The organism is Acinetobacter junii (assembly GCF_018336855.1).
In the GTDB taxonomy this organism is placed as follows: Bacteria; Pseudomonadota; Gammaproteobacteria; order Pseudomonadales; family Moraxellaceae; genus Acinetobacter; species Acinetobacter junii.
The window spans coordinates 1575568-1600283 of record NZ_CP059558.1 but is presented as its reverse complement, the minus strand read 5'-3'; the positions used below and the strand labels follow the sequence as shown (position 1 = coordinate 1600283).

The window sequence follows — 24716 nt, the reverse complement described above, 5'->3', positions numbered from 1 at the left end:
TTGATCTACTAAATTATTGGGCATTTGCTTCGGCTTGTGGGATTTCAGAAACAAATGCAGAGCTTACATCTACTGGTTGACCACGCTGCCAACTAAATCTCTTAATCACAGGTGTAGCACCACCTGATAATCTTACTTCAATAAACTGAGGGACAAAACCTTTTGGCATTGTCCAACGACCAGTCAATCGTTCAAAATCATCAAAATTGAAGTTTTTGTCTTCTAATGGCACTACAAGTATTTCCGTATCTTTAATCAATCGCAACTCAACTGAACCTACAGCACGACGCTTGCTTGGACTTACTTGGATTAAATCAATTTGATATTCATAGGCATTTTCAGGAAGTGATTTAACTGCAAGATTCTGAATTGTTAAGCTAACGCCGCCACGCTGTCTCAATGTCTCACGATAAATTGCATTCATTGTTTCAAATTGAGTTTTATCAGCATTTGCTTGATTTATCGCTTTAAACAGCTCATCAGCATTTCCTACAGCCATATCTCTTTCTTGAACAGCTGCATTTAAACTTTTGCTAACTGAATCTAAAGCAGTCTTTTGCTTTTGTACAACTTCAACTAACTGCTCTGCATCTGCATCATAACCAACAACTGTTAATCCTTGACGATGACCTACGGTATAACCAAGCATAAAACTGCCACCGATTAATACTGTAGCAGCAATCACTAAAGGTAAATTCGTTTTGAGAAAGTTATTTTTGTTAGCGGAACTATCTGGTGAAATAGTCGGATCAACGTTATCCATCATCATCTCTATCGTTATGACTTACATCAAAACACACATTTAAATCGAAATTTAAATGTGTGTGAAGTATAAAACCGTTTTTTATGGTAATAAACCAATACCTTCTAAGCCAGCAGCTTCATCAAAATTAAAGATTAAGTTCATATTTTGAATCGCTTGACCAGCGGCACCTTTAACCAAGTTATCTTGTGCGACAAGAATAATCAGCTTATTTTCTTGTAAACGATATAAAGCGATACGTAATTCGTTCGCCCCGCGCACGCTACGAGTTTCAGGTGAACTATTAGCAGGCATTACATCTACAAACCGTTCATTTTTATAAAAATCTTCATATAGAGCTTGGATATCCAACTGCTGACCTTGCTCTGTTAAATCTACATATATAGTACTTAGCATGCCACGAATCATCGGCACCAAATGTGGCACAAATAAAATTTGATTGAATTGCCCTTTTTGCCCAGAAATATTTTCAAGCGCTTCAACTATCTCTGGATGATGTCGGTGACCTGCAACTCCATATGCTTTGAAGTTATCTGCATTTTCACTATAAATCATGCCAAGACTTGCTTTTCGTCCAGCACCCGATACACCTGATTTCGCATCAATAATGATATTTTGAGTATTGATGAGGGTTGTATCATTTTTTAGAAGCGGAGCCAAACCCAATTGAACTGTTGTCGGGTAGCATCCTGGATTACCAATTACTCTCGCATTTTTGATTTTTTCGCGATTAAGCTCTGTCAAACCATAAACCGATTCAGTTAAAACAGTTGGACAGCTGTGTTGCATGCCATACCATTTTTCAAATTCAGCAAGATTCTGCAAACGAAAGTCAGCAGCTAGATCAATAACTTTAGTATCAGCATCAATCAATTCTTGAGCATGTTGCATTGCTACACCGTGTGGAGTTGCAAAGAAAACAACATCACATTGTTTGAGACGATCTAGATCAAGATCAGAAAACTCTAATTCAGTGTGTCCACGAAGACTTGGAAACATATCAGCTACACGTTTTCCTGCTTCTGTACGTGATGTTAAAACATCAACTCGGGCTTGCGGATGTCTTAATAAAAGACGTAATAATTCAACGCCTGTATATCCAGTTCCCCCAACAATACCAACAGAAATCACGTGCAGCACCTCAATACTTGAATTTGTTGGCTAGTATGGCAGTTTGACTCATATTTCTCAATCTATAAGTCTGCACCACGTATGAAGATTTCTATAAGAGAGCTATATTCAAGTCTGACGAAAGAATTGTCATCGGATGGCTTAATTGCACAGAACAAGTCAAACTTAAGCATCTAAATTATAAAAAATGATAGCAAACGACCATTGATCATGAATTTCTATTGAATGATTAGGATATTCGCATAGAATAAAACCCAAGCGGAAATAATAATTTTCATGGATGCAGAATTTTGGAGAGCTGGAATGCCTTCTTTGAGAACAAAACAAAGATTAAATCAATTTTTATGTCTTGGTGTTAGCACTTTACTAATCAGTACAGCCTTGGTTGGTTGTGGTAGTGGTGAAAGTGAAGCAAAAAATGACCCAGCACCTATAGTGACTGTTCCTAAGCCCAAGAATTTCGATATCAAAGTTCCTGTTGAGATGCGTGATGTAGTCGTTAAGTTGTATGATAACTTTGACAACACACTCGTCTTAGAGCAACAAGCGAGCACGACATCTAATCTTACAGTTACACTACCTTCAGTTTTAAACACTAAACGTCTTTATAGAATTGAATTATCAACAAAACCTAGTTCTTTGGTTTTTGATTTTCTAAGTGGTCTATACAAACCGTTGAATATTACACAACATGCATTGATCGAAGTAGATACTAGCAATTTAACACAACCAATCTTCATCAATCCAAGTTCTGAGGCTATCTACCAGCGTGCGTTAATCCGGTCTGGTCATTTACCCAATGAGACAGTAGATCCAACTCAAATTAGTGAGCTACATTTATCTTTAGCCACTCAAGATGTAAACACAGCACTTCTAAGAGCATTTCACCGCAATGACTTTCCTAATTTAAATACTTCTAACCAACTTAATGTGTTCACACAACAGGATATTGTTTCTCGACTTGCACTATATATAAACACTTACTTTAGTTTTGGTTATATTCAACAATGGGCTAATGTATATCCAACAAATTCATATGATGAATTTACCAAGAACATTGCACTGGATTTAAAAGATGGTTATTTGGATTCAAAACTTATTCGCGGTGACAATAGTGTCTTAAAAACATTAGTGGTAACCCCACCCGATAATGTTGATCCTGCAAAAAACAATCTTATTGATATTGCCAAGAATCAAGAGAACACCAGAAATTTATTCGCATCTTCTTTAAAACAAGCAGTTTTGAAACTTGCAAACAATTACCAACAAGCGACTGTTAATCCTGATGGCTATCGTCAATTAGAGGATAAATTGTATGCTGGTGAGGAACCTAGATTTAACTCCTCACAAGTATTCAGAGTGTCTGGTGCTGGAGACTATCGCCGAGCTGTTGGTTTCATAGATAGTACTGAGACTTGTAATGGGTCATTATTTGCCTGCAAACAAGGAATAACTGGCGTTAACAATCTAAACCCCAACTTGCCATCTATTGAATATTTAATTGGTAGTTATAAAGACAATACGAATAACTGCACACTCAATATACGTGCTAATGGTGCGGTTGAACTTATCAAAGGAACTCAAATTTATCGTTCAGTACTTGATGCAGACAGTACAGATAATCTTTTACAAGTCAACAAAACGACAAGAGAATATATTCTAAATAGTAGCTCAACTGAACCAAATAATGTTTCATTAGAATATGCTTTCCTTCAAGTAAAAATTAAGGAAAATCAAGTTCAAAGTGCTAGTTATGGTTTAGATGTGCGAAAGGCACCTGATCAATTATCAAAAACACAACTTGAATGTAAGTTTATTTAACATACCACCACGCAGGTAATTGATTATTTTTCAGTTGCCTGCGGTTCTCCAAATAATTTGGGTCATGTTTTTCAACTTCAGCCCAAAAAACTGCACTATGGTCAAAGTGAACCGTATGAACCAATTCATGTATACATACAGATCGAACTAAATATTCAGGCATAAGTACTAGACCCGCATTTAGCATGATGTCATGCTGCGAACTACAACTACCCCATCGTGTTTTTGGTTTTCGAATTGAACAGTCCCTAAAACTCAACCCAATTTCTCTACTCATCTCATTTAGGAATATGGGTAAAAATTCTTTACTGTAAGATAAAACAGCAGATTGTAGTGCTCTTTCAATCTGATCATTTTTAACATGCAATATGTTATTTTCCCAATCAAATTTAAAAATCATACGTTGAGATTGTTGAATTACAGAAAATGGTTTTGAATGATAAAACAATTGTAAGTGTTCAGGAAATTCTGAATACTTGGGATTTTGCTTTTGTTGTTTTTCCCATGTCTCAATCAACCATTGTTCTGATTGATTGAGAAACATCTGAATTTGTCGCTGTGAACAAAATAAAGGCACGGTCAGACGAATTCCAGTTGGATCCACACGCAGGCGTAAATTCTTAGCTCTTGCGTGTCGAACCATTTTAATTTCTGGTAGTTTCTCGTCTGATTTTACAGATTGCATTATTATTGTGCAGTACGTTCTTCGATACCATTATTGGTAGCTACGATTGCAATAGAAGCTGCATTTAAAGCAAAAATTCCATTTGTAACAACACCAGGAATATTATTGAGTGTTTTTTCTAACTCAATCGCATTTAAAATATTTAAGTTATAAACATCCAAAATTACGTTTCCGTTATCTGTCACAACACCTTCACGATAAACAGGATCACCGCCTAAAGCTACAATTTTACGTGCAACAGCTGATCGCGCCATCGGAATGACTTCAACAGGTAAAGGAAAATCACGACCTAATTGCTCAACCCACTTTGAGTCATCAACAATACATACAAATTTTTTCGCAATTGAAGCAACAATTTTCTCACGAGTTAAAGCAGCACCGCCACCTTTGATCATGTGCATATGACGATCAATTTCATCTGCACCATCAACATAAGCATCTAGACCACCTACTGAATTCATATCTACAACTTCGATGCCAAGTTTTTTTAAGCGCTCTGCTGTCGCATTTGAACTCGCAACTGCAGCTTCTAATTGCAATTCAGGTAATAAATCAATTAAAAAATTAACGGTACTTCCTGTTCCTACGCCCAAAATGCCGCCTTTAGGCAAATGCTTTAAAGCTGCTTTTGCCGCAGCTTGTTTTTTTTCATCTTGGGTTGCATATAGACTCATGACTTCACTCAACTATTTTGACATTTGCTGCAAGAAAACAGCGCAAATGCACAGGGGTTTGCTACAATGACTGACTATTTTAAACTGTTATAGGGAAGATGAACATGCTGTCTCGTGTGGTACGACAAATTTTACAAGCAACGGTTTATGATGTTGCGATTGAAACACCGCTTGAAGCAGCTCCACGAATTAGTCAAAAAATTAATAATAATATTCGATTTAAACGTGAAGATTTACAGCCTGTATTCTCTTTCAAATTACGCGGTGCTTATAACAGAATTAGTCAATTACCAAAAGATCAATTGGAACGTGGTGTTATCTGCGCATCTGCGGGTAATCATGCTCAAGGTGTTGCACTGTCAGGAAAAAAACTAGGGATTCATGCGATCATTGTTATGCCTAGTACAACACCTGATATTAAAGTTCAGGCTGTAAAAAATCTTGGTGGTCAGGTCGTTTTACACGGCGATAGCTTTGATGTCGCGAACAAATATGCCAAACAACGCGCAGAAGATGAAGGTTTAGTTTTCATTCCACCTTACGATGATGAATTGGTCATTGCAGGTCAAGGAACCATAGCAAATGAAATATTGCGTCAATGGCGTGATGTTGAATATGTTTTTGTTGCTGTTGGTGGTGGTGGCTTGATTGCTGGAGTTGCAGCATATTTAGGTGAAGTTGCACCACATGTTAAAGTTGTTGGTGTTGAATACGAAGAATCAGCTTGTTTAAAAGCAGCACTAGAATCAAATGAACGTGTAATTCTACCTCATGTTGGTTTATTTGCGGATGGTACAGCAGTAGCACAAATAGGCGAATTACCTTTCGAAATGGTTCGTCTACGCAAATCTGATAATTCAGGACCTATCGTAGAACCTGATATCGTGACAGTAAATACAGATGAAATTTGCGCTGCCATTAAAGATACTTTTGATGAAAACCGTAGTATTGTTGAACCATCTGGTGCAATGGCATTAGCTGGTATCAAAAAGTATGTAGCTGAACACCAATTAAATAATAAGAACATGGTTTCAATTGTGTGTGGCGCGAACATGAACTTTGATCGCTTACGCTATATTGCTGAGCGCACCGAACTCGGTGAACGTCGTGAAGCAATTTACGCTGTTACGATTCCAGAACAGAAAGGTGCTTTTTTGAATTTCTGCCGTTCATTGCAAGGACGCAACATTACTGAGTTCAACTATCGTGCAAGTGATAGCAATCAAGCTCAAGTGTTTGTCGGAATTAGCTTGAAAGGTGGTGAAACTGAACGCCATGAAATTCATGAAATGCTCAAACAGCAATATGAAGTAGATGATTTATCTGATGATGAAGTAGCTAAACTTCACATCCGTTATTTGATCGGTGGACACGCTAACATTGAAAATGAACGTCTATTCCGTGTTGAATTCCCTGAGCGACCTGGAGCACTGTTAACCTTCCTTGAGCGTCTCGGCCCAACCCACAACATCACTTTATTCCATTATCGTAATCATGGTGCAGCTGAAGGTCGTGTTTTGGTTGGTTTAGAGGCAACTGATGCGAAGCAAAATCCAGATGGTCTGATTGAAACTTTAGAGCAAATCACATATCCATATGCTGAAATTAGCGATAATATTGGATATAAACGTTTCCTCAAATAAGTAAATCTGATCTGATTTAAAACCGACAAATATGTCGGTTTTATTTTGAATATTGTCTTTTTATAAGTTGATTTTCTTTACACACAAATGATTACACACGCTCAAATTATTCCGTCTTAAAATAGTTAAAAAGATTTTTTTTTCATTTAGTTAAGGATCGTTATGGCACAGTTTGCAGTCATTGGTTTAGGAAGTTTTGGGGCGACTGTTGCATTAGAACTCACTAAACTGAATCATGATGTTATTGGAATTGATACGATCAAGCGCAATGTGGAAAATTTGGCTGATCAAATCACTCATGCCGTTATTGCTGACGCTACAGATGAGCACGTACTAGAAGAATTGAATATTCAAAATTGTGATGCCGTTGTTGTTGCAATTGGTGAAGATATTGAAGCAAGTATTTTGTGTGTATTAAACCTCAAAAATTTGGGTGTAGAAAAAATCTTAGTAAAAGCTAAAACCAAAGCTCATCACACAATTCTTTCTCACTTAAATATCACTAAAATTATTCATCCTGAAGAAGACATGGGGGTTCGTGTTGCGCAAGCGCTTAACTATCCTATGGTTAGCCGCTACATGGCACTCGATCATGATCATTACATCATTAAAGTGCCTGTGCATGAGAAACTAAACAAGGTAAATCTATCAGGCATTCTCAAACAAGAACCTCATATCAAACTTTTACTACTTAAACGTGATGAACAAATTATTTATGAAATTGACTCTAGTTTTACCTTACAAACAGGTGACGTACTCATATTAGAAGGATTACTCACCCATCTAAAAAAATTATCGGGATGCTTCCTCTAAATGACCATAAAAATAAATTCGCAAAAGATATTTAATCTTAGCCCACCGACATTGCTCGCGATTGGGTTCTTAAGCTTTATCATTATTGGAACATTACTGCTTAAACTTCCGATTGCAAACAAAGGAAACTTAAGCTGGATGGATGCTTTGTTTACTGCAACCTCAGCGGTCACGATTACTGGTCTATCTGTGGTGAATTTAAATGAATCATTTAACCATCTCGGACAAGTTATAATTTTATTATTGATTCAATCTGGTGGTTTAGGTTTTATGACCTTCGCGATTTTGGCTGCTCTCAGTTTGGCACCCAAATTAGGTCTTAAACAACAAATGATGGCTCAAGACAGCCTAGGGCAAACAAGCTTATCTAAAGTTACATTCGTAGCAAAAGGCGTTGTACTTTATACCTTATTATTTGAATTGATTGGTGTAATCATCCTGAGTACATCATTTATTCCAATGTATGGTGTCGGGCGAGGATTGTATTATTCGATTTTCTACAGTATTTCAGCTTTCAACAATGCAGGCTTTTCTTTATTTGACAATAGTTTAATCAACTTTCAAAGTCATTATTTGATCTGCTTAACCATTAGTATGCTTTATACGCTGGGTGGTATCGGCTTTCTAGTACTAATTGATGTAAAACAGAATAAGAAATGGAGTAAATTAACACCGAATAGCAAACTTATACTAAGCACTATCCTTATTTTAAATCTTATCGCTTTTATTCTTATTTGGCTTTTAGAATCAAATAACCCATTAACACTTGGTCCAATGACATTAGGTGAACAAGCGATGAACTCTTGGTTTCAGGCTACTGTTCCTCGTTCATCAGGTTTTAATACCATCGATACCAGTGCAATGGAGCATAGTACCGCGCTACTTACTATGCTATTGATGTTTATTGGTGGTGGCTCTTTAAGTACGGCAGGCGGTATAAAAGTTGGAACATTTGTGATCTTATTACTTACTGTTGTTTCATTTTTACGACGTAACGAAGAAATTCGTATTTTTAATCACTCTGTTTCTCATGAAACGACCTATAAAGCTTTAGCCGTAGCTGCAATTACAGGTATGTTAGTATTTATCGGGTGTTTTACGCTTTTTCTGCTTGAACCAAAATTAGATGTTTTAGATTTGATGTTTGAAGTCGTCTCAGCTGCTTGTACGGTTGGACTTTCTCGTGGTGTGACAGGCGAATTACATGACGGTAGTTTATTTGTATTAAGCTTGCTTATGTATACAGGACGACTAGGTCCACTCACCCTTGCATATCTCATAGCAACCCCTAAAAAGAGCCGCTTGAAACATGCAAATGCGAATATTCAGATTGGATAGAAGTTTAAAGGCTGCTCGACCACGATAGCTTGCTGACAAATTTCATCAGCTTGGTATTGTTGCTCGAATACAGCCTTTGACATAACCTCAAAATGATCACAAAAACTAATTTCTTGCTCATCAATAGAATAGATCAACGACTGATTTCCCGCCCCATCTAATGTGTCATAAAACACAATAACGAATTTGCCATCTTCATAGGCTTGCTGAATCTTCTCATACGTCAAAGCAGGTCTAATTGGGATCTGAAGTTGCTTTGCCTCTAAGTAAATTTGCTTTTCAATTTCATCAATATCAGGGTCAGGAGCGGTATAGAATGAGACTTCAAATCCTAGCTTTTTCAAGGCCACAGCCAAAGCGATTGTAAAGGTTCCTTCGTTGTAATCATGCCGACATAATTGAATAAGCTCAGCAATATCAATATTTGATTGATATTGCTTTAGAATCAACCAGACTGCAAAAACCCCACAATTTGCCTCAAGCTGCAATAATGGATCAGGAATGTCTAAACTCATTTAGTACCAGTTCATCAAAGAAACGCCAAGTCCGACATATGTTGCTCGATGATTATAGTCGATCAAGCTCTCACCATAGCCATCAAACAGTTGTAGATGACCACGTAACTTACCTTTGATTGGAAATGCCCAATCAAACTGCACAGCCCCATGTGACTTATCACCACCTTTCAGTGAATGGCGCAACATAAGTGAAAAATCATTTTCCTTGTGTCGGTAGAAAGCTGTCAAATCTCCGCGCCCAATATAATCTTTAATATCAGGGTTGTTATCATCTTTCACATCTTCTTCAATTCTATACCAAGGACGTAGCATCAAAGCAAAATTATCTTTCTCAAAACCAAGATTGAAGATAACTCGATTCCAACTTCTTGATAATGGATCTGAACGACCATTTGATTGGTGATTCAGCGTCACACCTAATAGGCGTGCATTTAACCCTAGAAGTTCATAATTTGTTCTAAACATTAAACTGGCTTCTGGCTCATAGTTGGTTTCTCGAAATGGACGAGATTCCTCTGAGTTATATACTTGCCAGCGTGATGATTGTGTATAACCCAACCACAGATCACCATTATTTCCGAAAATATTTTCCCAAGCTTTGGTTTTTAAGGAAATCTGGAATTTAGCTTCAGAAGAAGTCAAATTTTGCTTATCTGTCACTGTGTTATTTGGATTCGGACTCTCTGGATATTCGTTTTTATCACTTGTCCAAAAAACTGGCAGTAAATAAACAGGCTGATACGCACGAATATTCCAAACACCCAGTTTACTCTCTTCAGATAACTCCCAACGTCGATCTAGTAAAGATACATTTGGATCAAATTTCGGAGCAGCGCCAATCAGATTCAAATCGCTGACCTTTTGAACCACTTTATCTTTTAAACTTTCAGGTGGGCTTTTTTCTAACTCTTTTGATTTAACGGGAGGTGCAGCCGCTACCATTGGTTCTGTAACCTGCGGCTCAATGACGGTTGGAGCTTTAAACATGCTGTCATAGCAAGCCAAGCGGTCTGCACTCGAGCTTAATGCAACACATGCTTCGACAGTAGCTGGAGTGGCAGGTTCTGCGACTTGTGCAAAGGTGTTTGATGCAGCAAAAGAACTAAGTATAGCGAGTATACTTAGTTCCAATTGAGCACGTTCAATTTTTTTGAACGTCATAGCGGTCTCCAATTTTTTCTTTTAATTGACTTGCTGAATTTCAAAACCTAAGTTTTGTAACTCCTCACGTTTAGCAAATGGAGCCACTACTGCTCTCACAGGTTTTTGCTCCAATAGATATTCTTTTGCAACTCTTTGTAAATCAGCTAAAGTAACATGCAATAATCGTTCACGTAGAAGTTTACGGAACTTTGGTGTGCGTGCATGTAGTAATGCATAACATGCCGTTATTGCCTCTCCAGCAGGTGACCCAGGCTTATCCATACCAGACACCAATCCAAGAATTGCTTCTTCAAGTTGATGTTCTTTTTGTTCAGCATTTAATAGCCACTGGATACTCGCTTCAAAATCAGTAAAGGTTTCTGCTAAACGCGGATCACGATAGCTATAGAAACGGAAAGCACAGGCATTGCCATCATAGCTTGCTCCACCACCATACGCCCCACCTTTTTCACGAATAGCACTATGCAAATAGCCATTACGTAAATATGCTGCTAATACCATGAGTGGAGCTGCATCAACATGTGCAACGTCCACGGCTTGATAAGCGGATGCACAGAACTGAACATTTGACTGAATTAACCAAGCTTCATCATAATTTGTATCTACGTGGTCCACAGTGGTTAATGTTACGGGTTCTTTGCTGACATCTAACTTATCCCAGACATTTTGGATTTCTTCCACTAAACGGTCTGAATGATGTTCTTCACAAACCAATAAGAACTGTTTTGGTGCTTGTAAAAGCTTTCGGTGAATCGCCTTAAGCTCATCGATTAATGCCTGATAAGCTGCTTCATCATTATCGATTTTAGCCACTAAATCACTTAACCAGTTTAATGCACCTAAACCCGTATTATGATAATCACGGCGTGCTAATGCACTCATTTGACGTGAGGCAGTTTGCATAGCATAACTATGTCCAGAACCTGATAAACGGGACTGCCAGCGAGTTTTACGTTGTTGTAACAGCTCAATGATTCGATCTTTTTCATCAAATCTTAATTTCTCAAATGCTAACTTCAACAACTGAATCGCATCTAATTTTTGAGTAAGTGATTTGGTCGTTAAAGTTAACCATGCGCTGATACGATCTTTATCATCAACTTTGCTTCGTAATGAAGCTCCCATACCCAAACCACCACTGACGGCAGTTTGAATTTGTTGAAGTTCTAAATAATCATATTCTCCTGCACCAACCTCGCCCATCAAAATTGAAAGCAAATTAAAATATGGCGATTGCACAATTTCATTTGGGATTTGGATTAAAACTTGTTGATAGTAAATACCATTGGTTCCAGCATGATAAAGATTCAATGGTGTGTCTAATCCATTTGAAATGATCTCACGTAATTGACCTTGTACAATTTGCAACTCTGCTGGAATATCTTCCAAACCAACTTTTGGTAATAAATCTAAATCATCAGGTGTATCCTGACGCTGCTTTAAAGCTTCAGTTTGCTTTTGTATCTCAATCTTCTGTTCATCATTTAGATTTGCAGTGATTTCAGCTAAACGTGCTTGTTCAGCTTGTTGTTCTTTGATTGATTTAGTGGCATCTGGTACCAGCGTCATTTGTACACGATGTGGATTATCTAACAAATGCGTTTGAATTAAATTAGATAGCCACATTGGATCTTTGAGTTCCTCTTTGACTTGTTCTATCGCAGAATCAACATCCCAAACGTGAACAGGATCATTATGATGAATAACGCTACCTAAACCATTTAAGATCAAGCTAAGTCCGTATGGTGTTCCATCGCCATTAATTTCACGTTGATGCAATTCGATTTGATGCAATATCGCGTCGACTAAATCCGTATCAACTGGTTTAACAGCAACATCATTCAAAACTTTTAACACACCATCACGGAATTCATTTGCGTGCTCTGGATTTGAGCCTTGAACCCCACAATAGAAAGTCATTTCAAAGTTACTATCATCAACGCCCATCAACGGACCAGTTGATTGTGCATATCCGCAAGTTTCCAAATAGTGACGTAATGGTGAAGCAGAATTTTCAAGAAGAATACCTTCAACCAAACGCATACCTAAACGTAATTTAATGTCACTTGTTTCAGGCAACAACCAAGATAAAACATGATAAGTTTTATCTTTCAAATCTTCACTATCAACCGCGTAATTCTCAATCACCTCAAGTGGAGCTGTGAGTCGCTTTTCTGGTTTTGAATATAAAGTTGTACCTTTAGAAAACTTATGAAGCGCTAAAGTTTCAAATTGCTCTTGTAAATCATAAGCACTTTGATTACCAAAGGTCATAAATACGGCATTACTTGGGTGATAATGAGTTTTGTAAAAATCAACTAACTGATCATACGTCAGATCAGGAATATCCTTTGGATCACCACCAGAGTTGTAATGATAGGTAGTTTCAGGAAATAAATGATGAGCAAGCTGATGATAAAGTTGATCTGTAGGTGAGCTCATTGCACCTTTCATTTCATTAAAGACTACACCTTTGTAAACTGCCTGATCATTTTCCAACTCAATACGAATACCCTCTTGCGCAAAATCTAAAGGATTTAAATTTGCAGCAAACGTAGCATCCAAATAAACAGACAATAAGTTTTGGAAGTCCTTTTTATTCTGAGTGGCAAATGGATATGCTGTCCAATCTGCGGCTGTAAATGCATTCATAAATGTATTTAATGAGCGACGGATCATTAAAAAGAATGGGTCACGTACAGGAAATTTTTCTGAACCACATAATGCAGTATGTTCAAGAATATGTGCAGCACCTTTGGAATCCATTGGCTGAGTTCTAAACGCAACTAAAAAGACATTTTCATCGTGTGAAGTCGCCAAATGGTAATGAATTGCGCCTGTCACTTTGTGTTTATATTCAGATACTTGAATATCAAGTGCTTCTACATGGTGTTGACGTAATAGCTGAAACGCAGGATGAATAGTTTGATTAATGCTTTCAGAAACATCGACAGTCATGAGTTCTCCAATTATCTAATAAAATGATTACAATTTATGATACTGAGTCTACCGAACAATCCCTACAGATATCCATGTAAATTACTATGTTTTTGTAGAAAAATGCAGCGAGTGACATAAAATTGATGTCTGATATTTTTTAATTCCAGTCCTTGAACATTAAAAATAATAAGCATGGAAAGCTCACCGTAAATGAAGTGAATTTTCTTCAACAAACTACTGTAATCTTGAGCATTCGTGTAAACTTCATGTTTTGATTTTTAACTGTGATGACAAACATGGCAACTGTTGATCTTTTTTCAATTGGTAATGCGCTCATTGACCAAGAATTTAAAGTTTCGTATGAGTTCTTAACAGAACATGCTTTGCAAAAAGGTACGATGCAGTTGACCGATGGTGAAACACAAACAGCTCTTTTTCAACAGCTACAAAAAACGCAAACGTATAAAGGTCAGGCAAGTGGTGGTTCTGCAGCAAATACAACGGTAGCTTTCAGTGCATTAGGTGGTTCAGCATTTTATGGCTGCCGTGTAGGTAACGATGAATTAGGTTCTATTTATCTAAATGGACTAAATGAAGCTGGCATTACAACAACAAGTCAGTCAATCAGCAATGGTGTTACAGGTACCTGCATGGTACTGATTAGCCCAGATTCTGAACGTACAATGCACACTTTTCTAGGCATCACAGCAGAATTGACTGCTGAACAAATAGATTTTGAACCCTTAAAAACTGCTAAATGGCTATATATCGAAGGTTATTTATCTACGAGCGATACAGCAAGAGCTGCTGTCAAACAAGCTCGTGCTCTTGCTAAAGAACATGGTGTTAAAATCGCCCTTTCTCTTTCAGATCCTGCGATGGTGCAATATGCACGTCAAGGTCTCGAAGAGTTAATGGATGATGGTGTAGATTTATTATTCTGTAATGAACAAGAAGCACTTATGTTCACGAACACTGAAACGCTCGATGCAGCAATTGAGGCTTTAAAATCTAACAACCAACATATCGTGATTACTCAAGGGGCAAATGGCGCAGTCATTATTGATCCTGCAAATCAATTTCATGTTGCAGGTCGCCATGTGAATGCTGTAGACACAAATGGTGCTGGTGATGCCTTTGCGGGTGCGTTTTTATATGCAATTAACGCTGGACTTTCACTGGATGCGGCAGCACAGCTCGCAATCTTGATATCAAGTGAAGTTGTCGCTCAATTTGGCCCTCGTTTAAGTGTAGAAAACTACGCTAAACTTTTTGAACAATTTAAAAATGCTCAACAGGAATGTGCTTAAGATGGAAAAAATTTGCATGACTGAGGAAGTCCCAGAACGTGAGTCACGTACATTTGACACCATGAAGGGAACAACCATTTTTATTACACAAAAAGATGGAAGTTTTTATGCATATCAAAACATTTGTCCTCACTTACAAACTGAACTGGAATACTTAGAAAATCAATTCTTGGATCAAGATCGTGAATACATTCAATGCTCAACCCATGGAGCTTTATTTTCAGTTGAAACTGGCGAATGTATTTCAGGTCCATGCCTAGGTGAACATCTTCAGAAGGTAAATTTGGAAGTCCACTCTGATGGTGGTATTTATATTGATTAATACGCAATAAGACTTCTGCTATGACTGAGTTTTTTCTAAATTATTATCTGATGCCATTTCACATGAGTGTTGTGGCTTTGATTTTTCTCAGCATAGCGGAAACTATTGGGATTTTTGTAGGTTTACGTCCAAGTTCTTTAGTTAAGAAACTAACACCAGAATGGTTGCTGAACTCACCTCTTTTAGATGTTAAATTCTCAAAATATTTAATCGTTGTGTTCTTACTGATTAACTTTAGTTTTGCCGGCTACTTTCTTGAACTATCCTTTTTTGCACTTCAACACTATTTTATTTCACCTTACTATTTATTCATTCCAGCTTTAGTCATCGACATATTCTTTACCGTTTTTATGATTCACTGTCTGGATCAGGTCATCAAACCCAAGGTTACCCACACTCATTCAAATCTTGTTGGTCGCTTAGCAACCATTTCAACAGGGAACGCGCGTCCTGGTTTTTCAGCACAAGCGCGTGTAAGAGATGAATTTGGACAACTTTATTATGTTCAGGTTGAGCCAGAATACGGTGAACTGGAGTTACAGTCTCAGGTTCTACTCATTAGCCGAAAATCCAACTCGCATTATTTGGCAAAAAAAATATCTATTTCGAACAAACTTTTTACGCCTGATTAATTTTTCATTCTTATCAAAAGCAAAACGCTCACCAAACGATCAAAAATTACAAACAGTTACAAAAAGAGTAACAATATTTGTCGTTTAGATCAGCCCTCCTATCACTCTAGTTTAGCTAAAAGCGTATATAGCGAATTGCATCACAATTTCAACAATAAAATCTACAATTACACTAGGTTTTAGTACTGTTTCATCATTAATTTTATTTATTTATGTAAGTGACTTTATAAGCATATGTAAATACTAGATATTTTATTATCATACTATTTTACTTGGTTTTAGATTAAATTAATTAACATTAAATCAAACCTTTTTAATCGGAATAAAATTATTAAATCACAACTGTTTTAATCAAGTTTAAAATAATAAAAACCAATCAATTTAGTTGGATAATAATTAGAATTAAAATTAATCAAGAATACTAATAAATATTTGTTTTTAATAATTTTTATTGTTTATATTTATTTAAACTATCCTAAAGGTTTATTTTTAATAAATTTTATTTAATAATGTTTTACATCTTTTAAATATGAGGCTAAGTTCTATGAACACGAGTTCTCAAGATCCTAATCGGAAATTAATCCGTGAAATCACAATCATTCTTATTATTAAAGTTGTGATTTTACTTGTGATTAAAAACATCTGGTTTGATGCCCCAACAATTCCCAAAGATTTTAACAATGAAGTCGCTGAGCGTATTGCTGGCGACATGTCCAACAATCAGGAGACACGTTGATGATTTCTGAAAGCGTGGTCGATCTTTCGCGGTTCCAATTCGCAATGACCGCAATGTATCACTTTCTTTTCGTCCCTCTAACTTTAGGTCTTGCGTTTATTCTTGCCATTATGGAAACCACATATGTGATTTCAGGCAAAGAGATTTATAAAGATATGACCAAATTCTGGGGAAAACTCTTCGGGATTAACTTTGCCTTAGGTGTTACTACTGGCTTAACAATGGAGTTTCAGTTTGGTACGAACTGGGCATATTACTCTCACTATGTAGGAGACATCTTTGGTGCACCACTTGCCATCGAAGGCTTAATGGCTTTCTTCCTCGAATCCACTTTTATCGGTCTGTTTTTCTTTGGATGGGATCGTTTATCTAAAGTCCAGCATTTAGGTGTAACTTGGTTAGTGGCGATCGGTTCAAATATGTCTGCGCTGTGGATTCTGATCGCAAACGGTTGGATGCAAAATCCTGTAGGTGCAGCGTTTAACTACGAAACCATGCGTATGGAATTGGTTGATTTCGGCGCTTTGATTTTCAACCCAGTTGCTCAAGTAAAATTTGTACATACTGTTTCTGCTGGTTATGTCACTGGCGCAATCTTTGTATTGGCAATCTCAAGCTATTACTTATTAAAGAAACGTGATTTACCATTTGCACGTCGTTCATTCGCTATTGCTGCGATCTTCGGTCTAGCATCTACACTCTCAGTCATCTTACTTGGTGATGAGTCAGGCTATGAGTTGGGTGACGTTCAAAAAACTAAACTCGCAGCGATTGAGGCTGAATGGCATACAGAACCTGCACCTGCTGCTTTCACTCTATTTGGTATCCCGAACCAAGCAGAGATGCGTACAGACTATGCAATTAAAATCCCGTATGTGATGGGTATCATTGCGACTCGTTCTACGGATAAACAGGTTACAGGCTTACATGACCTCATGAAAGAACATGAAGTCCGTATCCGTAATGGTATGGTTGCTTACAGCGAGTTGGAAAAATTACGTGCTGGTGATCGCTCTCCAGAATTGCTAGCATCTTTTGAGCAAAATCAAAAAGATCTTGGCTACGGTTTATTATTGAAAAAATATACACCAAACGTTGTTGATGCAACTGAAGCTCATATTCAGGCTGCAACAAAAGACACTATTCCAAACGTAGCAGCACTGTTCTTCTCATTCCGTGCAATGGTTGCTTCAGGCTTCTTAATGCTCTTGCTCTTCATTCTTGCAACTTGGGCTGTGGCTAAACGTAATGCAGAGAATAAACCTTGGTTACTTAAGTTTGCCTTGTTTGCTTTACCTCTACCATGGATTGCAGCACAAACGGGTTGGTATGTCGCAGAAGGTGGTCGTCAACCGTGGTCAATTGGTGAAATCTTACCTACACATCTTTCTGCTTCTAGTGTGAGTGCTGGTGATGTATGGGGTTCAATTATCGCGCTAGCTGCTTTCTATACTGTATTGCTCATTATCGAGATGTACTTAATGATCAAATTTGCACGTTTAGGTCCAAGTTCTTTGCATACTGGTAAATATCATTTTGAGAAACTAGCTGCAAAAACTAAGGAGGCTCAATCATGATCGAATATGAACTCCTAAAAATTATTTGGTGGGTTTTAGTTGGTGTACTACTCATTGGCTTTGCCCTCACCGATGGTTTCGATATGGGCTCTATGGCATTAATGCCATTTGTAGGAAAAACTGATTCAGAACGCCGCGCTGCGATCAATACGATTGCACCACACTGGGATGGCAACCAAGTTTGGTTTATTACTGCTGGTGGTGCGCTCTTTGCTGCATGGCCAATGGTATATGCTGTCGCATTCTCAGGAATGTATTGGGCGCTATTATTAGTACTATTTGCCTTGTTCCTCAGACCCGTTGGATTTGATTATCGCTCTAAGTTAGAAAACACCCAATGGCGTAACTCTTGGGACTGGGGATTGTGTATTGGTGGGGCTGTTCCAGCGCTAGTATTTGGTGTTGCATTTGGTAATTTATTCTTAGGTGTACCATTCACACTAGATGAAACTCTACGTTCTCAATATACAGGTAGTTTCTTTGCATTATTGAATCCATTTGCACTTATTTGTGGTTTAGTGAGTTTAAGCATGCTGTCTGCACATGGCGGTGCATGGTTAATGTTGCGTACAGATGGTGATCTTCACAATCGCTCAGCCAAAGCAACTCAAATCATGGCAATTGTATTCCTAGTATGCTTTTTGGCTGCAGGTGCATGGTTATTCTTTGGAAATATCTCAGGCTATAGTTATGCAGTGGCAGTAGATACAAATGCGGCATTAAACCCACTTGCAAAAGATGTAGTTACAAATGCAAATCATGGTTGGTTAAATAATTATTCAACTTACCCAATCACGATGGCAGCACCTATTGCAGCAATTCTTGGAGCCTTACTGGTCATTATTAGCGCAGCAAAACATAAAGCAGCAGCTAGTTTTACAGGTACAAGCCTCATGATTGTTGGTGCAATTTTAACAGCAGGTTTTTCATTGTTCCCATTCTTATTACCGTCAAGTATTGATCCAACATCAAGCTTAACCATGTGGGATGCTGTTTCTAGTCATAAAACACTGGGTGTGATGACAGTAGCTGCTTGTATTTTCGTACCTATCATTTTGATCTATACCTCTTGGTCTTACTACAAAATGTGGGGTGTCATCACCAACAAACATATTGAAGAAAACTCTCATAGTTTGTATTAATCAGGAGATGTGAAATGTGGTATTTTGCATGGATTCTAGGCGTTCTGATGGCATGTTTTGCTGGGGTACTTAGTGCACTCTATATTGAACATCACCAAGACTTAGATGAGGAATAATAAAATGGCTCAAGTCATGTCAACACCAAAGAATAGTAAAGCGCAAATTGTTGCAATGACCGTTTCCTTTTTGTTGGCATTGCCTCTTGCTGCAATTTTATTAGTCCATCCTGCACTCATGCTAGATGAAAATGGTCACTATAATCACAGCATACTCATGTTAGTCATGATTGGGATTTCAGGTGGTTTTATTCATGGTGTAGGATTTGTACCTAGATTTTGGTTATGGAAATGGTTATTTAGCCCTTTTATCGCATGGCCTTTAATGCTTTTGGGATATTTTATTTGGTTAGGTAATTAATTGATCAATATTAAAAGAGGAAGTTCATACTTCCTCTTTTTTCACATAATGTAATTACAATTAAATTACTTTAGATACACAAACCACTCAACTAATTCTTTTAGTCATTTCAACTAGACTTACTGGGATTAATGGTATTCCTACCTCCGCAGTTATTGGATAATCATCAACAACACCAGTGCGATTAAATCCTCTACGTTCATAATATTCAATAAGTTCTTTACGCACATTAAGTACATAAAGATTAATACTCAAAACATCGGCATAAGTGTCACGTATATATTTTTCAGCAAAACTCAACATTCGATGCCCTATGCCTAAATTTTGAATTGTTGGATCAATCGCAAAAGTTCCAATTTCAACAGAACTACTATCAAAATTTAACCCAATGCAACCAACCAAAGAACCTTGTTCATTTTCACCAACAAGTAATTCAAAATTTGATTGATTTAAGTCTCTACTTAATTGCTCTTTGGTAATACGTACCCCATCTACAAAAACTTTTTCTGTTGTCCAACTTCGACCAAATTGATTTCGATAAGCCGCATTAATTACTTCAACCAAACGATCTATATCTTCAATTCTTGCTTTTCTTATATCTAAGTACATTTTAATAATCATGAGCCAATAAAAAACCGATGATAACATCGGTTTTTTAAACAGATACTAAAAAATTAATTAGTTTGACCTACCAACCAAGCCATAAACTTTTGTCGTTCAGCTTTAGATGCTTTCTGCCATAAATCAACCAATTGCTGATCTGTAGATTTGATCGAATTTGTACTCGCAACAGTTGCAATCGGTGCTTCGATAACTTGATTTGTTGCTGCTACACCATAAACTGGTGCTGGTTGATTTACTGCATTATTTTTATTCTTACTAGTTAAATCTAGAGTACGACTAATTAAATTACTACCAGTAAACCATGGTTGAGCTTCATTATTCGCACCCGTTTGCTGTACAACTAATTTTTTGTTTTGATCATACAAAGCAACTGTTGGTTGTTCAGCGTATTTCTTTGCAGCTTCAAAACTTTTAGGCGCATTCACTAATCCAAGTACATAAGACTGGTTATCCTTAAGTTCTGTAGCTTGTAAAGTTACAACGCCAGATTTAACGATGTCATGCTCACCATTTAAATGCTCAAAATATTCACGATAGCGCACATTGACCGTCAAATTACCAGGATCAACTTGATAGTTATTCTTTTTTGATGCGAGAAGACCATTATTTACTTCTTGACCGTTTACAGCAAGAATGACAATTTCTTCTGGTGCAGTGATTGTAACTGCTGAAAAAACTGAACCACTTAAAAATAAACCTAAAGCAGCAACACCAACTCTTAAAGACATTAGACTCTTCTCGATATAAACTATTTATGAAACCGTATGCACTATGCTACGAGATTGTGACTATTTTATGACAATAAACCAAACCGACCGTGCTTACAATTCGGCTTTTATTAGATATACATCTTTTTTAGTGATATAAAAAATAGAACTTTAGATGAACCTGATATATCAAAACAAAAAAGAGCACTTGAAAGTGCCCTTTTTTAATAATCTTGAAAACTTAGTTAAAAGTTTTGAAACGTGCAGCGTCATCCATAAATGGTTTATCGCCTGCTGGCGCTTCAATTGAACCAAATACTAACTGAGCACGTAATTTCCAATTTGCAGGAATATCATAAGTCTCAGCAACTTCCGCATCTACAATCGGATTATAGTGCTGTAATGATGCACCGATACCAATTTCAGAAAGCGCCGTCCAAGTTGCAAACTGAGCAATCGCACTTGAATGTTCAGACCATACTGGGAAATTATCAGCATATAAAGCAAACTGTTCTTGTAAACCTTTTACAACATCTTGATCTTCATAAAATAATGCTGTACCGAAACCTGCTGCGAAGCTATCAATTTTTTGATTTGTGCCTTCAAATGCTTCAGCTGGTACGATTTTACGTAAAGTCTCACGAACGATGTTCCAGAAATTTGTATGTGATTCACCATAAAGCGTCACAACTCGAGATGTTTGTGAGTTAAATGCTGAAGGGCTTTGTTTTACTGCTTCACGAATCGTTTCTTCAATTTTCGCTTGATCTACTGTCACGTTTTTGCCAATTGCATAAATCGTACGACGAGCTTTGATGCTGTTTAAAAAGTTACTCATGTTGTTATTCCTCTTTTACCCTTTGGGTGTTATCTTGGATTGAATGTAGTGTATAACGGCTTATTTTTTATTAGTAGACCAAAAAATATAACAGATCGTTTTATTTTTGAAACGACCATAAATGGTTGCCTATTTTTAGATCACAATAAAGCTGTAGATTTACCTTAATTTCCTTTCATTGCTTTGAACATAAAAAAGAGGCTCTAAGAACCTCTTTTTAAAAGAATAAGCTAAATAATTAAAAATTATTTCTCAGTCTCGAACAAAGCAGCAACAAATGATTTAGCAGAGAAAGGACGCAAATCGTCAATTTTTTCCCCAACACCGATATAACGAATCGGCACATGAGTACGACTTGCGATATTGAATAAGACACCACCTTTAGCAGTACCATCTAACTTAGTAATTGTAATACCAGTCAAGCCAACAGCCTCATCAAAAAGCTGTACTTGATTGATCGCATTCTGCCCTGTACCAGCATCCACAATCAGCATAATTTCATGTGGTGCAGTCGCATCTATCTTTTGCATTACGCGCTTAACTTTTTTTAACTCTTCCATTAAGTTAGATTTGTTTTGCAAACGCCCTGCCGTGTCAGCAATGAGAACATCGATGCCTTTTGCACGGGCACTTTCGAATGCATCAAAAATCACAGAAGCACTGTCTGCACCATGGCCCTGTGCAACAACTGGGATATCGTTACGCTCGCCCCAGATCTGCAGTTGTTCAGTCGCTGCGGCACGGAAAGTATCACCAGCGGCAAGCATGACCTTCTTTCCTTCACCCTGTAAACGTTTTGCAAGCTTACCAATGGTTGTTGTCTTACCAACACCATTTACACCTACCATTAAAATGACATAAGGAGACTTGTTAGGATCAATATGTAGTGGCTTCACACGAGGAGCCAATAATGCTACCAACTCTTCTTGCAATGCTTTATACAAAGCATGTGAATAGATCAAATCTCCACGTGCTGTACGCTCTGTCAGATTTGCGATAATTGTTTTTGTTGCCTCAACACCGATATCTGCAACCAAAAGTTGTTCTTCAACTTCTTCTAATAGCTCATCATCGATTTCTTTACCACCGATCAAAATATTGACCATACCATCGGTAAAACTACGACGAGTTTTGGTTAATCCATCCTTCATACGTCCAAAGAAACCTGTTGATTTGATTTCTTCTTCCTCTTCTGAAGATACTGATTGGTGTTGCTCAGTTATTTCGACGTTAGTAGCTGGTGCAGGTGTTGTCTCAACTGTTGTTTTTACAGCTGGCTCAATAATGGGAACATCGACAGCAGGTAAACTCGGTAATGTGACATCATCATCGCCGATATCAGCATCTATCAAGAATTTATTTTGCATATTCGATTGCTGTTGCATGTCAATTCCTTGAGAATAAAGCAGCTTTTTAAAAAGATGGTCAGTCTAGCATAAATAGATTTTATTTTCCCGACTGCTACAAATCCCTCATTTATAAATAAATTACTTTGATTAAAACTCATTCATCATCGAGCGAAAGTGCAGGATATTCTTGGATACGTGTAGATTCAAATTGAAACGCATTTAATAGTTTTAAATATTCGACCCGACGAATTTTTTGAGCTTGTAAAACATTCAAAGCCATAGCCTGTGTTTTGGGATGACTAGCTTGTTCAGCCAATTGCATAACTTTCAGATATTGATCCTGATTCACTGGTCGTAGCAGAGCATTAAATGCAAGAATAAAAATGGCTATTAGAATAAATATCACTAAATAGACATTAAACTGATCTAATTTATGCCCTAATTTTAGCTCTAAGATTTTATGTTTTAAATGTTTAGACAGCATGACTAACCTCAATATTAGAAGTAGTGTATGTGCCTACGTAACTCAGTACAAGACTCACGTTCAATAAGCCGCCAAAATATCGTTTATTGAACGTGATGGTTATAGGTCAACTTACTAATGTACGTACAAAGGCGAAGTAAAGGATAAATGCAATAATCACTAAACTAACAAATACAGCAAACATTCCCACACCGCTTTCTGCATCTGCTGGATGTAAATCATCATCATCTGCTATACGGCGCAGCTCTCCGTTATAAATTTCATAAAAACGATCTTTTTGCTCTGGGCTAAGCGTACTCGCAAAATCATAAACCCTTTTACGCTGAGCTAAACAATAATCACCCAAATGAATTTCTTGATGGAAAATAGCCTCATCAAGTAATTTTCGATGATGATGTGCCAATTCAATAATTTGATTTTCAGATGGTGGAACATCAAAGGTTAAACCATCGATTACGTTTGACATGTTATTCTCCTTTTCTATTATTTTCACTTTGATTTTACTTAAAATTATTTGCTAGAAATGTTTAATCGTGTAAGCTTTTATTTACAGAAAGACACTCGATATATTTGACAATTCCATTATTTTTGTCATAATAATTTAACAATTCAAAGTTAAATTAGCTTATATTCAAAGTAAAGTGTCTTTGGATAGAATTTGCGGTAATCATAATTAAAATAAGGAGTTATATATGATTCAACATTTCACACAACACGAACTAGAGCATGTGTATGCAAATGCGGTTAATACCATTCAATCGCAAAAGAACTTTCAAGATGCAGTGAAAGAACTTGAAGAAGTAGCAAAAGCAGGACATGGTAAAGCAGCATTGTTTCTAGCAGAATTGTATTATCAAGGTTTCCGAGTAGAGCGTGATTCACTTAAAGCTCAATACTGGCAAAAGATGGCAACCTTACAAGCATAAAAAGACGTCACCTAGGTGGCGTTTTTTTATGCCTGCAACAAAGATAAAAAGTTATCTTTATCTGAGTTAAAAAATGTAATTTCTTTAGCATCTAAAATTTAATTTGAGCTTACTTTTTTCAATAAATGTGATGCAGATTACGCTTTATTTAAATAATTAGAA

The 24716-nt window shown here is 37.1% G+C and carries 26 protein-coding genes; 13 read left to right on the top strand and 13 right to left on the bottom strand.

The window, feature by feature from the left end:
* Positions 1–13: 13 nt before the first annotated feature.
* On the bottom strand, positions 14–763 hold the full coding sequence (locus tag H2677_RS07630) for a DUF6776 family protein (RefSeq protein WP_407929297.1): 750 nt from the start codon (positions 761–763) through the stop codon (positions 14–16).
* 81 nt (positions 764–844) lie between these two features.
* Entirely contained in the window at positions 845–1900 is a 1056-nt protein-coding gene (gene argC, locus H2677_RS07625) for an N-acetyl-gamma-glutamyl-phosphate reductase (protein WP_171065590.1), read from the bottom strand.
* 297 nt (positions 1901–2197) lie between these two features.
* Between argC and H2677_RS07620 the strand changes: the two genes are divergently transcribed.
* The gene (locus H2677_RS07620) at positions 2198–3715 is read left to right on the top strand and encodes a hypothetical protein (protein WP_129262857.1); all 1518 of its coding nucleotides are present in this window, start codon (positions 2198–2200) and stop codon (positions 3713–3715) included.
* Here the strand turns inward: H2677_RS07620 and H2677_RS07615 are convergent.
* Together H2677_RS07615 and rpiA are read right to left on the bottom strand one after the other, a co-directional pair.
* A complete protein-coding gene (locus tag H2677_RS07615; protein WP_004954186.1) occupies positions 3708–4400 on the bottom strand; it encodes a M48 family metallopeptidase in 693 nt (230 codons plus the stop codon). The genes H2677_RS07620 and H2677_RS07615 overlap by 8 nt on opposite strands.
* Positions 4401–4402: 2 nt before the next feature.
* Positions 4403–5074 (bottom strand): ribose-5-phosphate isomerase RpiA, encoded by a 672-nt coding sequence (rpiA, locus tag H2677_RS07610; protein ID WP_212639515.1) that lies wholly within the window; start codon positions 5072–5074, stop codon positions 4403–4405.
* A gap of 98 nt (positions 5075–5172) precedes the next feature.
* Between rpiA and ilvA the strand changes: the two genes are divergently transcribed.
* The 3 genes from ilvA to H2677_RS07595 all read left to right on the top strand — a co-directional run bounded on the left by ilvA (position 5173) and on the right by H2677_RS07595 (position 8868).
* Positions 5173–6717, top strand: a complete 1545-nt coding sequence (ilvA, locus tag H2677_RS07605) for a threonine ammonia-lyase, biosynthetic (protein ID WP_171065564.1) — start codon at positions 5173–5175, stop codon at positions 6715–6717.
* Between the two features lie 162 nt (positions 6718–6879).
* Positions 6880–7530 carry a potassium channel family protein gene (locus tag H2677_RS07600; protein WP_004911349.1) on the top strand — a complete coding sequence of 217 codons (651 nt, stop codon included), beginning with the start codon at positions 6880–6882 and terminating at the stop codon, positions 7528–7530.
* Positions 7531–8868: a TrkH family potassium uptake protein gene (locus tag H2677_RS07595; RefSeq protein WP_004954184.1), complete on the top strand. Its 1338-nt coding sequence runs from the start codon at positions 7531–7533 to the stop codon at positions 8866–8868.
* Here the strand turns inward: H2677_RS07595 and H2677_RS07590 are convergent.
* The 3 genes from H2677_RS07590 to H2677_RS07580 are packed head-to-tail and all read right to left on the bottom strand — an operon-like array spanning position 8856 to position 13508.
* On the bottom strand, positions 8856–9383 hold the full coding sequence (locus H2677_RS07590) for a cysteine peptidase family C39 domain-containing protein (RefSeq protein ID WP_212639514.1): 528 nt from the start codon (positions 9381–9383) through the stop codon (positions 8856–8858). The two genes, H2677_RS07595 and H2677_RS07590, sit on opposite strands and share 13 nt — an antisense overlap.
* Complete coding sequence (locus tag H2677_RS07585; RefSeq protein ID WP_099948614.1) at positions 9384–10547, bottom strand: phospholipase A; 1164 nt, start codon at positions 10545–10547, stop codon at positions 9384–9386. It lies immediately after the preceding gene.
* Between the two features lie 21 nt (positions 10548–10568).
* The gene (locus H2677_RS07580) at positions 10569–13508 is read right to left on the bottom strand and encodes an insulinase family protein (protein WP_212639513.1); all 2940 of its coding nucleotides are present in this window, start codon (positions 13506–13508) and stop codon (positions 10569–10571) included.
* A 278-nt stretch (positions 13509–13786) separates the two neighbouring features.
* On the opposite strand from H2677_RS07580, the gene H2677_RS07575 reads away from it, so the two are divergent.
* The 8 genes from H2677_RS07575 to H2677_RS07540 all read left to right on the top strand — a co-directional run bounded on the left by H2677_RS07575 (position 13787) and on the right by H2677_RS07540 (position 19626).
* Positions 13787–14800, top strand: a complete 1014-nt coding sequence (locus H2677_RS07575) for an adenosine kinase (protein ID WP_212639512.1) — start codon at positions 13787–13789, stop codon at positions 14798–14800.
* Positions 14801–14816: 16 nt separating this feature from the next.
* Complete coding sequence (locus H2677_RS07570; RefSeq protein ID WP_005402569.1) at positions 14817–15122, top strand: Rieske (2Fe-2S) protein; 306 nt, start codon at positions 14817–14819, stop codon at positions 15120–15122.
* 20 nt (positions 15123–15142) lie between these two features.
* Entirely contained in the window at positions 15143–15754 is a 612-nt protein-coding gene (locus H2677_RS07565) for an OB-fold-containig protein (protein WP_099948612.1), read from the top strand.
* A gap of 544 nt (positions 15755–16298) precedes the next feature.
* Positions 16299–16490, top strand: coding sequence for a cytochrome oxidase putative small subunit CydP (gene cydP, locus H2677_RS07560; protein ID WP_004911375.1), 192 nt, complete (start codon positions 16299–16301; stop codon positions 16488–16490).
* Positions 16490–18067 carry a cytochrome ubiquinol oxidase subunit I gene (locus H2677_RS07555; RefSeq protein WP_039907928.1) on the top strand — a complete coding sequence of 526 codons (1578 nt, stop codon included), beginning with the start codon at positions 16490–16492 and terminating at the stop codon, positions 18065–18067. Before cydP ends, H2677_RS07555 begins: the two co-directional genes overlap by 1 nt.
* Positions 18064–19209 carry a cytochrome d ubiquinol oxidase subunit II gene (gene cydB, locus H2677_RS07550; protein WP_075696540.1) on the top strand — a complete coding sequence of 382 codons (1146 nt, stop codon included), beginning with the start codon at positions 18064–18066 and terminating at the stop codon, positions 19207–19209. Before H2677_RS07555 ends, cydB begins: the two co-directional genes overlap by 4 nt.
* Positions 19210–19223: 14 nt before the next feature.
* Positions 19224–19325, top strand: coding sequence for a cytochrome bd-I oxidase subunit CydX (cydX, locus tag H2677_RS07545; RefSeq protein WP_004653762.1), 102 nt, complete (start codon positions 19224–19226; stop codon positions 19323–19325).
* Between the two features lie 4 nt (positions 19326–19329).
* The gene (locus H2677_RS07540) at positions 19330–19626 is read left to right on the top strand and encodes a cyd operon YbgE family protein (RefSeq protein WP_004911382.1); all 297 of its coding nucleotides are present in this window, start codon (positions 19330–19332) and stop codon (positions 19624–19626) included.
* An 87-nt stretch (positions 19627–19713) separates the two neighbouring features.
* Here the strand turns inward: H2677_RS07540 and H2677_RS07535 are convergent, their stop codons facing one another.
* The 6 genes from H2677_RS07535 to H2677_RS07510 form a co-directional block, all read right to left on the bottom strand.
* Complete coding sequence (locus H2677_RS07535; RefSeq protein WP_212639511.1) at positions 19714–20235, bottom strand: GNAT family N-acetyltransferase; 522 nt, start codon at positions 20233–20235, stop codon at positions 19714–19716.
* 65 nt (positions 20236–20300) lie between these two features.
* The gene (locus H2677_RS07530) at positions 20301–20978 is read right to left on the bottom strand and encodes a YccT family protein (protein WP_212639510.1); all 678 of its coding nucleotides are present in this window, start codon (positions 20976–20978) and stop codon (positions 20301–20303) included.
* Between the two features lie 220 nt (positions 20979–21198).
* Positions 21199–21795, bottom strand: a complete 597-nt coding sequence (locus H2677_RS07525) for a nitroreductase family protein (protein ID WP_125299253.1) — start codon at positions 21793–21795, stop codon at positions 21199–21201.
* A 245-nt stretch (positions 21796–22040) separates the two neighbouring features.
* The gene (gene ftsY / locus H2677_RS07520; protein ID WP_212639509.1) at positions 22041–23180 is read right to left on the bottom strand and encodes a signal recognition particle-docking protein FtsY; all 1140 of its coding nucleotides are present in this window, start codon (positions 23178–23180) and stop codon (positions 22041–22043) included.
* Positions 23181–23298: 118 nt separating this feature from the next.
* Positions 23299–23628 carry a hypothetical protein gene (locus tag H2677_RS07515; protein ID WP_004962130.1) on the bottom strand — a complete coding sequence of 110 codons (330 nt, stop codon included), beginning with the start codon at positions 23626–23628 and terminating at the stop codon, positions 23299–23301.
* 106 nt (positions 23629–23734) lie between these two features.
* Positions 23735–24094, bottom strand: a complete 360-nt coding sequence (locus tag H2677_RS07510; RefSeq protein WP_004954146.1) for a hypothetical protein — start codon at positions 24092–24094, stop codon at positions 23735–23737.
* Positions 24095–24320: 226 nt separating this feature from the next.
* Here H2677_RS07510 and H2677_RS07505 point away from each other — a divergent pair, with 226 nt between their 5' ends.
* On the top strand, positions 24321–24554 hold the full coding sequence (locus H2677_RS07505; RefSeq protein WP_004911406.1) for an SEL1-like repeat protein: 234 nt from the start codon (positions 24321–24323) through the stop codon (positions 24552–24554).
* Positions 24555–24716: the final 162 nt, after the last annotated feature.